Source organism: Hydrogenoanaerobacterium sp. (assembly GCF_032017025.1).
Classification (GTDB): domain Bacteria; phylum Bacillota; class Clostridia; order Oscillospirales; family Ruminococcaceae; genus Hydrogenoanaerobacterium.
The window spans coordinates 45,288-58,446 of the sequence record NZ_DALZQO010000013.1 but is presented as its reverse complement, the minus strand read 5'-3'; the positions used below and the strand labels follow the sequence as shown (position 1 = coordinate 58,446).

Below are 13,159 nucleotides of genomic sequence, written 5' to 3'. Positions count from 1 at the left end.
CCCACCCCCGCCAAGTTTTTGAACGGAGCGGTACAGTCAGCCCGGTGAGGGTCTACCACTGCCACCGCATTCGGCAGCACCTCGCGGGGCCTGTGGTGGTCGGTAACAACAACCTGCATCCCCAGTGAATTTGCATAGTCAATCTCATCAAGCGCGGAAATTCCGTTATCCACCGTGATGATAAGGTTTACGCCGCGCTGCGACAGGGTATCCATCGCACCGCGGTTCATGCCGTAGCCCTCACAGTCGCGGTCGGGAATATAATAAGAAACCTGCGCCCCCATCGTTTGCAGATAGGTGTAGAGCAAAACTGTACTGGTGATGCCGTCACAGTCGTAGTCGCCATAAATGCAGATGCTCTCCTGCTCATCAATCGCCGCCTGAACACGCTCTGCAGCTTTATCCATATCGGGCAGCAGAAACGGATCATACATCTGTTCAGAAAAAAATTCCTGCAGCTGTTCGACGGTGTCCATTCCCCTTGCCTGCAGAATGTCGCAGACAAAGCCGTCCAAACCGGTAGCAATTGCAAGGTTTGCTGATTTACGCCGATCTATATTTAAAATATCCCATTTTCTAATACCCAATCCACAATCCTCCGCTGGTTAGTCGTTAAAGCAATCCCATTTGCGAAACGGAGTTGCTTGCATATCCAAAAGGCATACTGTTACTGCATTGGCTTTAGAAAGTCGTTTGTACGGCGGTTGCCAATACCTCTTCTCCGGTTTATTATTGGAAAAGCTATAAAACAGTTTTATATCATTATATTCTACCATTATAGCCATTTAATTTCAATAGTGCCAATTGACCAGCCATGTAAAATGGGCAGGCTGCGGCCTGCCCTGTCTCGTTTTCTTATGATTCCTTCGGCATTATGTTGGTGACGTAATCCGCATTGAGAAGTTGGCTCCCTTTTTTGGTTTTCACTTCAATCCAATTTTCTACTACATCCAAAATCTCCCCACTGACCGAACTGCCAAATGAGCCTGTGGAAATAAGACATGTTTTACCGATATACTTTCGAATCAGTTCGTTCGTCATCGTTGCCATTCTCCTCTTTCTTTTCTTTCTTACTGCAATCAAAATCGTGTTTCTTTGCGTTAATACAATCATCAGAACAATAAAAACTACGATTAGGGTACTGGTGTCCATCAATATTCCCCCTCTGCGTCATTCCAGCGGAGCGTATTTTTGAATGATGCTTTCGGCAATTTTCAATCCATCCACCGCGGCGCTCATAATGCCGCCCGCATAGCCTGCACCCTCACCGCAGGGGTATAAGCCCCCTATCGAAATCGATTCGCCGTTTTCGTTTCGCAAAATACGTACGGGCGATGAGGTTCGGGTTTCAACACCGGTAAGCACCGCGTCGTGAGCGGCAAAGCCCTTAATTTTGCTATCGAATACCAGAAGCCCCAGGCGCATCATATCCGTAATTTGCTGTGGAAATAAATCGAGCATATTCGAAGCTTTGGTGCCGATGGAATAAGACGGCTGCACCCTGCCAAGGTTCAGCCCTGTACGCCCCTTTAAAAAGTCGCCCACCGTCTGCGCAGGCGCCTTGTAGCTGCTGCCACCGGCAGTGAATGCCGCGCGTTCCAACCTTTGCTGAAAGCGGATGGCATCCATGGGATTATCGCCGAAATCACGGCTGTCTACCGAGACAACCAGTGCGGAGTTGGCGTTTGCCTTATCGCGCGCATATTCGCTCATGCCGTTTACCACCACGCTGTTTTCCTCTGACGCGGAAGGCACCACCGTACCGCCGGGACACATGCAAAAGGTGTAGACCGCGCGCTCCCCGCGCCTGTGGGAAAGCTGATACTCCCCTTTGCCGAGCGCAGAGTGCCCCGCAAATTCGCCGAACAGCCCCTTGTCAATTTCGGATTGCAGGTGCTCAATACGCACCCCCACCGAAAACGGCTTGACCTCCAAAGCGAGTTGTTTGTTCTGCAGCAGTTCAAAGGTATCTCGTGCACTGTGCCCTACCGCAAGCACCAGTACCTGTGAGGGTAAACTTTCCCCGCCTGCGGCAACACTTTGCACCTTATTTTCAGAAATTATAAAATCCTCAAGCTGTGAGCAAAAGCGAATTTCACCACCAAGAGAAATAATCTCTTGCCGGATTGCCTTGACAATGCCGCGCAACAGGTCTGTACCGATGTGAGGCTTTGCCTTATATAAAATCTCCTGCGGGGCACCAAAACGTACAAACTCACGCAGAATATAGTTGCAATGCGGATCGTTGATGCGGGTAATCAGCTTGCCGTCTGAGAAGGTTCCCGCGCCGCCCTCGCCAAACTGCACATTGGTTGCGGTATCTAGCCCCTTACCTTGCCAAAAGCCTTCCACCGCCTGAACGCGGGTATCCACATCGCCGCCGCGTTCAAGTATGATGGGACGGTAACCGTTTTGCGCCAGCAGCAGCCCCGCAAACATACCGGCAGGCCCAAACCCCGCGATAACAGGACGGGAGTTCAATTTTTGTGAGCCGAACACAAGCGGAGTCTGCTCTGTGCTGCGCAGAGTGATTGAGGGCTTGTTTGCCTTTTTTACCGCTTCTTCCTCATCGCAGGTGAGCTCCAGTCCTACCGAGTACACCATACTCATGTTGGTGCGGCGGCGTGCGTCCACCGATGCTTTGATGATATAGCTGTTTTTCACATTGCTTTGTTTGATGCCAAGCTCCGCAATCGCCCTTTCAATCGCTGCCTGTGTTCCCTGTGCAATTTCGGTGCGGATTCCTGTTATTACAATCATAATACTCTCCATAACCAGAGAAAGGCTTGCCAACATCGCTGACAAGCCTTATCCTCTGTCTTTTTTATTTCTCTCTAATATTTACTACTGCGGTGTAGGTTCCTGTTGACCACACTAAGCCTTTGCCCGGTACAATCATACTGATAGGCATTTCAATCTGCCCCGAGGTAATTTTACGGTCGGAAAGATCAATTTCACCTACAATATCCTTTGCCGTCAGCTTATCCACAATTTTTTTAGGGCCTACAACGGTGACGTTGCTAAGCTGCTTGGTAAGCAGCGTCACATTATACCCGACAGGTGCGTTAATCACCCTAAGGTTGCTGACATAGAATTTCTTTTCAGACATCCCCGTAGTGTCAAATTCCACTGTAACACTTTCGATGTGCTGCACGTTGCTGAAATCAGCCGGAAGCACAACATCAAAATTATAGACGTTGTTGTCGGGGGTGAGGGTTTTTAAGTCAACATAGCCCACATTCACACCCGTCAGATTGTCAATTTGGTCGGTCGGACCCGCCACCCAGATCTTTTCGTTGGAGATGGTGTATTCCAGCTCTTCAATGGGGAAATTTGCTGGCACATTGGTAAAGCCAATACTCAAGGGAATCTGCTTATTTTTGAATATGGTGAGCTTAACATCGGCAATGTCGTACTCCAACTTCAGTTCATCCGATTGAACAGGGTTGCCGTTCTTGTCCTGCAATTCGATTGGCAGCTTGAGCACCGTTGTTTTATTCAGTGGACTGTTCTCCAAGTCTTTTTTAACGACACATTTTGCAATTTTATCTAACTCTACTTCGGGGCCGGTGATGGTAATTTCGCCCGGAGTGACAAGCGGCTTCTCATCGGGCGACATATAGCCCTCGGGCATGGTAAAGTTTTCGATTTGTGCCGTGACAGGGAATTTGCGGCTGAGCAGCTTATCAAACTTCACCTTGACCACTCCCGGTGTAACACCGGTGATGACGAAATCTTTGCCGGATTTATTTACGGCCTCGAGCTTTAAGTCGTAAGCCCCCGCACCCGAAACCGTACTGAGCGACGCATTGATGGCAATATCTTTTTCAGAAAGATTTGTAACGATATAGTTCTTGCCTGATACTTTTACATTTGCAGCCGCTATGTTTGAACTAAGCAGATTCAGCCCCTGCTTTTCAATGGATGCATTGTGTACATCGATATTGATAGGGATATCGGTAACAGTCCAATCCTTGGTAGGGTTAATGTACATTGCCACAACAACATAGGCCACAAAGGCAAGAAACAAAGAAACAAGCTTGAGAAAACCGTTATTAAATAAAAGGTTATTTAATTTTTCTTTAAAGTTGTTCATTTATTTTTCACCTTCCAAAAACCTAATTTTTTCTCACCCTTCTCTTCCTTGTCCTCTTTTAGAATTGTTTCCTCCAGAGTTTTACGCAGCTGGTCGATGGAAAGATTGATGTTGAGCACGCCGTTGCGTGCCACCGAAATATAGCCCGTTTCCTCTGATACTACAACGATAATTGCATCGGAGTTTTCGCTCATGCCAAGTGCCGCGCGGTGACGCGTACCCAGCTGCTTGCTGATTTCGTAGTTGGTGGAAAGCGGCAAAAAGCAGCCCGCCGCATGCAGCCTGCCGGCACGAATAATCATAGCGCCGTCGTGCAGCGGAGAATTCGGAAAAAACACGTTACCGATGAGCTCCATGCTCGGGTCAGAATCGATCACAGTACCGGTTTTAATAATGTCACCAAGCTTAGTCTGCTGCTCAATTACAATCAACGCACCTGTCTGCGTTCTGGAAAGGGAGGAAGCCGCCTCACAAATGGACGAAATTGCATTCTGCCACTGCAGCTTGACCGCTTCTTCGCTCATTGTGTGTGATGAGAATAACCCGATGGGCAGTTTGCTTCGGCCAACCTGTTCCAACGCACGGCGCAGCTCGGGTTGGAACACAACCACCAATACGATCAGCCCGTTGTTGAGCAGATATTCCATAATAAACCGTACGGTTCTCATATCAGCGACAATGGCAATCAAAAATGCCGCAATGTATACAATCAAACCCTTAACCAGCTGGGCAGCACGGGTCTCCTTCATAAAATGTGCCAGCTTATAAATGAGATACGCCACGAACAGCATATCAATTATATCAACAATTCCAACAGCCTTTACACTTCCGGCAAATTGTAGCCAAAAATTGTCCAATATCTCCATTCTTCAACTTCCTCTATATTAAAATAATGTTATATCATGAAATCGGTGTTAAAACGCGGTTTTACACTTGCGCCTGGCGCAAGTTTGCGTGCTAAGGCGAGCAAAGACCGTTTCCGATGTGATAAAACATAACAAATAGCGCCCGAAGGCGGCGCAGAACGTGGAAAACATAGCCTTTTACCATAAAAAAGCTTATTTCTATATTTTATCACATCTGCGCAGTATTTCAATCCTAAACCATATGATTTTGTAATAATTTTAGAATTGTTAAGAATTTTCTTACATCCTCTATGCCATTGTACATGCCTAGGCTGACGCGTACCGTTCCGGTTTCAGTCGTTCCCATTTTTTTATGAGCCAACGGTGAACAGTGAAACCCGCCGCGTGTGGCGACACCATGCTCACTGAGGCGTTTTGCAGTTTCCTCCGAATGCTCGCCGCCCAACGTAAATGACAGCACAGGCAGATGGTAGTGTTCTGTCGGGCGTTTCGTATACAGCTTTACCTGCGGCATAGCCGCCATGGCATCATAAAGTGTTTGTGCAAGCAGCAGCTCCTGCGCGCAAATGTTTGCGATGCCCTTGCGTTTGATATCGGCAATGCCGGCTTCCAGTGCAATGATGCCGGCAGTATTGACGGTACCGCTCTCCAGTTGATCGGGCAGAAAATCAGGCTGCTCATAATTTAGTGAATTGCTACCTGTACCCCCCTCGGTAAGTGTATCAAGCGTAACATCCTCATTGCCAATTACCAATACACCGGTACCGGTGGGACCGTATAGGCTCTTGTGTCCGGGCGCCGCAAGAAAATCAATGCCCATTTTGAGAACATCAATGTCTTCAACTCCCGCCGTTTGCGCGCAGTCTGCCAACAGCAGTGCACCGTTTTGGTGAGCCAGCTTTGCCAGTTGTGCGATTGGCAGCTTAATGCCAAAAACATTGGAACCGTGGGTGCAGGCAATCAGCTTTGTATTTGGGCGGATACACTTCTGAAAATTTTCCACCGTTGCGTCATAGTCACCCTCTACAACCTCTGCTACACTGTACTGCACACCATTTTGCAGCCAAAGCTTATGAATAGGGCGCAAAATTGAGTTGTGCTCCAAATCTGAGATGATGACATGATCTCCCCATTTTAGCAGCCCTTTCAGTACCAGATTGATGGAGTGGGTGCAGTTTTGAGTGAAGATAACATCCTCGGGGCTTTTTGCACCAAACAGTTCACTTACTGCCTCACGTGTTTTATACACCTGCTTCGCGGTTTCAAGCGACATTGTATGGCCGCTCCGTCCCGGATTTGCACCATAAAAATTCAAATACTCGGTAAAAGCGCGCAGCAGCTGCGGGGGCTTGGGATAAGTTGTAGCGGCGTTATCCAAATAGATCACGACTTGCCACCCCCTACGGGCAGAATATCGACAACGCGTATTCCATAGCTTGTTAAAATCTCGGCAGCCCGGTTGGCTTCGCTCGTTTTCACACGAACACTATAGCCGCAGCCATATTTGCTGGCAGCACCGGTGTTGCGCTCAATATAAGCGCTGATACCATAGTTGTTCAGGAGCTGTTGTCCCCGCATTGCATAGGTGATGGACTTTACAACAATGATGCTTTTCTCCATCTTTGTAATCGACCTCCTAATCTATCGTAAAGACGTTGCATGCCCTGCGGGTGCAATACAACGCCGATCATATACCTGTTGCTTTATTATTTTATGCTATGACGGTAAATTGGTGCGGTTACGATACAAGCCCTATTCCAATACACTAATATTTGACAACTGGGGCTGTTTCGGTTAGAATAAGTAGGAATTTATATATTTTAGGGAGATTTTTATGGCACTTCGGTTTGTGTAAAGCTCAGTTAATTTGAAAATACTGAATTTGACAGAGTAAACCTGTTGCTGCAGGCTTTAATTGTTGTACAGATTTCAAACCAGAGTGCTTGCAGATGCCCGTTTTGCCTACAAGCTATCTCTGTTTGTCTGCATGTTCAACAACCCGTTGTGCATGCATTTTTTATCTCAACATATCGATACTAGTCATAAGAAACATTTGCTGAGGAGACATTATGAAGTTACATCTGATAAAATCAAACAACTGGAAAATCCCGTTCTTTACAATCTGGGCGGGGCAGGCAATCTCTCTGCTGACTAGCGCAATCATCCAATATGCTATCATCTGGTATCTCACTGATATTACCAAATCGGCAATGGTGCTCTCTGCCGCCACATTGATCGGCTTTTTACCCCAGGGTCTGCTCGGGCCGTTCATAGGCGCCTTTATTGACCGGCACAACCGCAAACACATTATGATTATTTCAGACAGCTGCATTGCGATTGCAAGCCTTGCCATTGTGGTAATGGGCCGGTTCGGCGAAATTCCGTTATGGCTGGTCATGAGCGTATTGTTTATCCGTTCGGTGGGCAGTGCTTTCCATTCGCCGTCGCTTTCTGCAGTAACTCCGCTGATTGTTCCCGCAGACCAGCTGACGCGCTGCGCAGGCTATTCACAAACTCTACAGTCGGTGTCGTTGCTGCTTTCGCCACCTATTGCAGCGGTACTGTACGCAGCATGGGACATCTCGAATATTATATTTCTCGATGTCTTCGGCGCGATAGCGGGTGTTGCAACCCTTGCACTGGTCTATATTCCCACACTTACAGTTAATACAGACACCGAAGCAAAACCAAATGTATGGCGCGATACAAAAGAAGGGCTCGCCGTGCTGCGCAGCCACAAGGGTTTGCTGCCGCTGACATTGGTAACCGCGCTGTACCTGTTCGGGTTTATGCCCATCAACGCGCTTTTCCCGCTGGTTTCAATGGACTATTTCAACGGTGATGCAGTATCGGCAAGTGTTGTGGAGGTCGCGTTTTCCGCCGGTATGCTGATTGGCTCGATTGTACTGGGTATTTGGGGTGGCTTTAAAAATAAGATTACGACCATTATCCTTTCTATCTTACTGATGGGCGCGAGCCTTGTAGCCACAGGACTTCTCCCCGTCAGCGGGTTTATCCTGTTTGTGATTTTATCGGGGATAATGGGGCTTGCTGCCCCCTTCTACTCAGGCGTTGCTATGGCTCTAATTCAGGAACGTGTAGAGCCGGAGTACCTCGGTAGGGTAATGTCGATTTCCATGAGCATTATGGTTCTTGCAACCCCCATTGGTTTGGCTTTTGCGGGGGTATTTTCTGAAAAGCTGGGGGTAATGAGCTGTTTTTTTGTATGCGGTATCATTATTCTTATTTCGGGTGCCTTGTGCTGGCTGGTACCAAGCATTCGCGATTGTGATAAATAAACAAGCAACAAAAGGGCGCTTCTGACGAAGCGCCCTTTTTCTGATTCTATTTGGTTAAAATGCTACTATGATACCGCCTTCGTTGGCGTACATACTGCTTAAGCCACCCGTGGGTGCAATTAGGATATCTTTAAAGGTATATGCCGCAGACACCAGCTCTTTGAGCTTATTTGCCTGTTTCGAGTTGTTGCAGTGGGTGATAACCAAAATTTTATCGCAGGTATTGGTGCAATGCTCACCAATGGTTGCAGCAAGTTTCTTGATGGCGGCATCTGCGCCGCGCGCCTGCGAGAAAAAAGCAATGTTTCCTTCTTCATCTGCCCCCAGAATAGGGCGAATACCAAGAACCGATGCAACCCTGCCAACAATTTTATTCATACGCCCGTTTTTGATTAAGTTATCGAGATTCTCAAGGACAAAGAAGGTTTTCATCTCATCAATAAATGCTTCTATATTTTTTACAATCTCACTGTTTTCAAGTTTTCGTTCGATAAATTCACTGATTTGTAAGGCAATGAGCAGCTCACCCGCGGATGCACTCTTGGAATCGAACACATGCACCTCACCAACGTCTTCACTCGCAAGGCGTTCGCCCAGCACCGCACTGTTGTGCGAACCGGAAAGATTCGAGGACAGCGTCACCACAAAAGTGGTATCTGCACCTTTATATGCCTCGGCGTAATCACCGGGTGACGGACATGCCGAACGGATATGAGTTTTACAAACCTTCATTTTAGCCAAAAAATCATCCAAATTCAGTGTGCTGTCGTCCACATAAGCTTCATCGCCAAGCTTCATTGTCAGCGGCACTACCTCCACAGGTAGTTTATTTCTCAGTTCGGGGGTCACGTCACAGCAACTATCTACAACCAGCTTATATTTCATTCTATTACTCCTTCGTCAGCGGCAAATCACCGCAATACTTATGTTTTTACTGTGTCCATGCCCCTTATCGGTTTGGCAAAGGCTGCAGCAGGCACACCGCATGTGCCGAAATTCCCTCTTCTCTTCCGGTAAAGCCAAGCTTTTCTTCGGTAGTCGCTTTGATGTTTACATCCCCAGGTAAAACCTCACAAGCATCGGCGAGGTTACCGCGCATCTGCATCAAATAGTCTTTCAGCTTCGGGCGCTGTGCAATTACAGTACAATCGATATTAGCAATAGCATAGCCGAGTTTTTTCAGCTTATCCACCACCGCACGCAAAAGAATCATGCTGTCTGCACCTTTAAACGCATCATCGGTATCCGGAAAATGTGTACCAATATCGCCAAGCGCCGCCGCACCAAGCAGGGCATCCATCACCGCATGAGTTAGAACATCGGCATCAGAATGCCCAAACAAACCGGTTTCGTGCACTATTTCAACACCGCCGATGATCAGCTTTCTGCCCGGCACAAGTTTATGTACGTCGTATCCGTGCCCTATTCTCATATTCGATCCTCCATCTGTTCGAGCAGTGCCTGAGCGTAGGAGATATCGTCGGGCGTTGTAATTTTTATGTTGTTGTAGTGCCCGCGCGATACATACACCTTTTGCCCTATCGACTCAACCAGCTGGCAGTCATCGGTGTAATCTGCGCCGGTTGAATCGGCATGCTCCATTGCCCGCCTATACAATGCGATCTCGAAAATTTGCGGCGTCTGTGCAATAAATAAATTTTCACGGTCAATCGTTTTTTCAACAAACCGCTCTTCATCCACCGCCTTAATGGTCTCCTTCACCTTTACGCCCAACAGAGCACAGCCATGCTCTACCGCGTCATCAATGCAGGCGTCGACTGCACCGGTAAGCACCAGCGGGCGGGCGCCGTCATGAATCGCTACGTATTCGCAGCGGTCATCCACACAGTTTACCCCACAAAAAACCGATTCCTGCCTGGTTTTTCCACCGGCTACAATAAACTTAACCTTATTTGCAAAGAACTCACGCACCTGCCGGTTCAGCTCGGGAATGCTCTCTTTTTTTGTTACAACGATAATTTCGTCAACTTTATTGGAATGTTCAAATGCTAAAACGCTGCGAATCACCACCGGCATTCCACTAATTTCAACCAATTGCTTATCAATACCATCCATACGGCTGGCATTGCCTGCCGCAACGATTATTGCCGATACAAACGGGCGCTTTTTCTTTTTACCTATCATCATAGACCTCCGGAACAAGTCCTGTTTCAGTATAGCTGCACCTGCTAGTACACATATTGTTTTAGCGGTTGTTTTCATAACCCTATACAATAGTATTCTCTGCCGCGCGGTAAAATGTTCTTACTTCTATGATAAAACATGTTGTACCATATTACAAGTAAAAATCGTTTATGCTGCGGTAAATCGTGCAAATTTAATGTGTTGTACACATTTTCCCGTATTGGCGAATAGAAAAGCGCACCCTCTGCATGCGGCAAGGGGTGCGCCACGACACCGGGCATTGCTATTTATTTGCTTTCAAGATAATCGTCGTAGGTGGAGATACGGTCGATGCAGCCGTTTTCCGTAATCTCAATGATGCGGTTCGCAATCGTCTGAACGAACTGATGATCGTGCGAAGCAAACAGCAGTACACCCTTGAATTCAATTAGCCCATCGTTTACCGCGGTGATTGATTCAAGGTCGAGGTGGCTGGTAGGCTGGTCGAGCAGCAGCACGTTCGAGCCAAACATCATCATGCGTGAAAGCATGCAGCGAACCTTCTCACCGCCCGACAGCACTTTGACAGGCTTGTTGACGTCATCACCCGAGAACAGCATTTTTCCAAGGAACCCTCGCAGATAGGTTTCGTGCGTGTCGCTGGAATACTGCTCGAGCCACTTAATGATTGATAGGTCGCAATCGTTGAAGTAGGCGGAATTATCTGCGGGGAAATAAGACTGCGAGGTGGAAACACCCCACTTAAAGGTACCCTCGTCCGGCTCAATCTCCTCGGTAAGAATTTTAAACAAAGTGGTATTGGCAATCTCGCTCTCACCGACAAATGCGATTTTATCGCCCTTTGCTACACGGAACGAAACGTTATTAAGCACTTTTACTCCATCAATGGTTTTGCTGATGCCTTCAACCGCAAGGATCTCCTTGCCCGGCTCTCTGTCCATTGCAAAGCCCACATAAGGGTATTTACGGGACGAAGCGGGCATCTCCTCAACGGTGAGCTTATCAATCAGCTTTTTACGGCTGGTTGCCTGCTTCGATTTAGATTTGTTCGCAGAAAAGCGCTGGATAAATGCCTGCAGCTCTTTGATTTTATCTTCAGCCTTCTTTTTCTGGTCGTTCATCAGGCGCTGCATCATTTTGCTGGATTCGTACCAGAAATCGTAGTTGCCGACATACATCTTAATCTTAGTGAAATCGATATCGACGATATGCGTACAAACATTGTTTAAGAAGTGACGGTCATGCGAGACAACAATAACAGCGCCCTCGTAATCGAGCAGAAACTCCTCCAGCCATGCGATCGATTTAATATCAAGACCGTTGGTGGGCTCATCAAGCAGGATGATGTCGGGCTGACCGAACAGCGCACGTGCAAGCAGCACCTTTACCTTTTCTTTTTCGGAAAGGGAGGACATCTCTGAATACAAAATCATGTTGTCAAGCCCCAAGCCCTGCATCAGCTTGCCAGCGTCGGTTTCTGCTTCCCAACCGCCCATTTCAGCAAATTCCGCCTCAAGCTCAGCGGCGAGGTTTCCGTCCTCCTCTGAGAAATCAGATTTATTGTATAGTTCATCCTTTTGTTTTAATACCTCATACAGGCGCTGGTTGCCCTGCAAAATAGCTTCGAGCACAGTAAATTCATCATAAGCATAGTGATCCTGCTTGAGTACCGACATGCGAACCTTCGCATCCATCGAAACCTCACCCTTGCTAGGCTCCAGCTCGCCGGAGAGAATCTTTAAAAATGTAGATTTTCCCGCGCCGTTCGCACCGATAACACCATAGCAGTTACCGCCCTGAAACAACAGGTTAACGTTAGAAAATAAGTTTTGTCCGTTAAAAGAAAGCGCCAAATCAGATACAGTTATCATAGTTCCTCCATATTTACGGCTATGCCGCTTATCGCAATATTGTGTTACAAAATTGCATACTTTGTTATTATATCACATAAAATCGGCCCGCGCAAATACATCATGCAAAAAGGGGGCGAACCAAATGTTCGCCCCCTTAGGTGTGCTGTAATTATTTTTTAAGTGCCTCGAGAATTGCTTTCTGTACTGCTGCGCCGTCCTCCGACATTACCAGTACAACGGTGCCGTCTTCAAGGGTATCAACGGTTGCGGAATTTGCAATCTCTTTCTGGTCAGGCAGGTATTGCTCGAACGCTTTTTTCTGTCCATCTACAAAACCGTTAATGGCTTTGAGTACAGCTTCGTCCTTGCCCTCAGCAGGTTTAATGATAGCAACGCCGTATGCTTTTATGTTCATCGGCGAAATGCTGACAGCAAAAGCTTCCATATCGTCGGCATTAAGGCCGGCAACATCAAAAATCAGCTGTGCCTGCGGGTCATCTTTCGACATGATAATATTCATAGCTTCATTCATTTCATCGGTACGAGCGGCAGTGATGATATCACCAAGTTTCTTATTTTCTTCCGGAATCTCAAACTCTGGGGTACTTTCTTCTTCGGAAGATTCCTCCTCGGATGACGAATCTACGCTTTCGGATACAGAGCTGCTTTCGGAAGAGGAGCTTTTATCGTTATTTGAGGTACAGGCTACCATGGATACAGCCAATGTTGCAACGATGAGCAACGTTAAGAGTTTTTTCATTTAAAATTTCTCCTTATGTTTCATTTTATTTTACGGTAGTCTCCCACCGACTATTCTTAGTATATCGTCATTTATCACAAATTTCAAATTAATTTTTTGTAATATTTGATAATAAACTGTGAATTACGTGAAGTAAAATG

General features: G+C 47.1%; 13 protein-coding genes. 1 reads left to right on the top strand and 12 read right to left on the bottom strand.

The features are described from left to right. The 7 genes from RTV33_RS09350 to RTV33_RS09320 form a co-directional block, all read right to left on the bottom strand. Positions 1-587 (bottom strand): DHH family phosphoesterase (locus RTV33_RS09350; RefSeq protein ID WP_312643685.1); only part of this gene is annotated, 587 nt, incomplete at its 3' end. Between the two features lie 268 nt (positions 588-855). Then, positions 856-1,152 (bottom strand): hypothetical protein, encoded by a 297-nt coding sequence (locus RTV33_RS09345; protein ID WP_312643683.1) that lies wholly within the window; start codon positions 1,150-1,152, stop codon positions 856-858. A gap of 18 nt (positions 1,153-1,170) precedes the next feature. Beyond that, complete coding sequence (locus tag RTV33_RS09340) at positions 1,171-2,796, bottom strand: FAD-dependent protein (RefSeq protein WP_312643723.1); 1,626 nt, start codon at positions 2,794-2,796, stop codon at positions 1,171-1,173. 28 nt (positions 2,797-2,824) lie between these two features. Next, the gene (locus RTV33_RS09335) at positions 2,825-4,096 is read right to left on the bottom strand and encodes a CdaR family protein (RefSeq protein ID WP_312643682.1); all 1,272 of its coding nucleotides are present in this window, start codon (positions 4,094-4,096) and stop codon (positions 2,825-2,827) included. Continuing rightward, positions 4,093-4,962, bottom strand: a complete 870-nt coding sequence (gene cdaA, locus RTV33_RS09330; protein WP_312643680.1) for a diadenylate cyclase CdaA — start codon at positions 4,960-4,962, stop codon at positions 4,093-4,095. The genes RTV33_RS09335 and cdaA overlap by 4 nt, the downstream gene beginning before the upstream one ends. A gap of 232 nt (positions 4,963-5,194) precedes the next feature. Next, entirely contained in the window at positions 5,195-6,349 is a 1,155-nt protein-coding gene (locus RTV33_RS09325; protein ID WP_312643679.1) for an aminotransferase class V-fold PLP-dependent enzyme, read from the bottom strand. Next, positions 6,346-6,582 (bottom strand): DUF3343 domain-containing protein, encoded by a 237-nt coding sequence (locus tag RTV33_RS09320; RefSeq protein WP_312643678.1) that lies wholly within the window; start codon positions 6,580-6,582, stop codon positions 6,346-6,348. The genes RTV33_RS09325 and RTV33_RS09320 overlap by 4 nt, the downstream gene beginning before the upstream one ends. Before the next feature lie 461 nt (positions 6,583-7,043). Here RTV33_RS09320 and RTV33_RS09315 point away from each other — a divergent pair, with 461 nt between their 5' ends. Continuing rightward, a complete protein-coding gene (locus RTV33_RS09315; protein WP_396327260.1) occupies positions 7,044-8,261 on the top strand; it encodes an MFS transporter in 1,218 nt (405 codons plus the stop codon). A gap of 54 nt (positions 8,262-8,315) precedes the next feature. Here RTV33_RS09315 and RTV33_RS09310 read toward each other — a convergent pair whose 3' ends face one another. The 5 genes from RTV33_RS09310 to RTV33_RS09290 form a co-directional block, all read right to left on the bottom strand. Continuing rightward, positions 8,316-9,146, bottom strand: a complete 831-nt coding sequence (locus tag RTV33_RS09310) for a DegV family protein (protein ID WP_312643675.1) — start codon at positions 9,144-9,146, stop codon at positions 8,316-8,318. A gap of 64 nt (positions 9,147-9,210) precedes the next feature. Continuing rightward, positions 9,211-9,693 (bottom strand): 2-C-methyl-D-erythritol 2,4-cyclodiphosphate synthase, encoded by a 483-nt coding sequence (gene ispF, locus RTV33_RS09305; RefSeq protein WP_312643673.1) that lies wholly within the window; start codon positions 9,691-9,693, stop codon positions 9,211-9,213. Continuing rightward, positions 9,690-10,409, bottom strand: a complete 720-nt coding sequence (ispD, locus tag RTV33_RS09300; RefSeq protein WP_312643671.1) for a 2-C-methyl-D-erythritol 4-phosphate cytidylyltransferase — start codon at positions 10,407-10,409, stop codon at positions 9,690-9,692. Before ispD ends, ispF begins: the two co-directional genes overlap by 4 nt. Positions 10,410-10,693: 284 nt before the next feature. Then, positions 10,694-12,277: an ABC-F family ATP-binding cassette domain-containing protein gene (locus RTV33_RS09295; protein ID WP_312643669.1), complete on the bottom strand. Its 1,584-nt coding sequence runs from the start codon at positions 12,275-12,277 to the stop codon at positions 10,694-10,696. A 151-nt stretch (positions 12,278-12,428) separates the two neighbouring features. After that, on the bottom strand, positions 12,429-13,019 hold the full coding sequence (locus tag RTV33_RS09290; protein WP_312643667.1) for a DUF4358 domain-containing protein: 591 nt from the start codon (positions 13,017-13,019) through the stop codon (positions 12,429-12,431). Between the last annotated feature and the right edge of the window lie 140 nt (positions 13,020-13,159).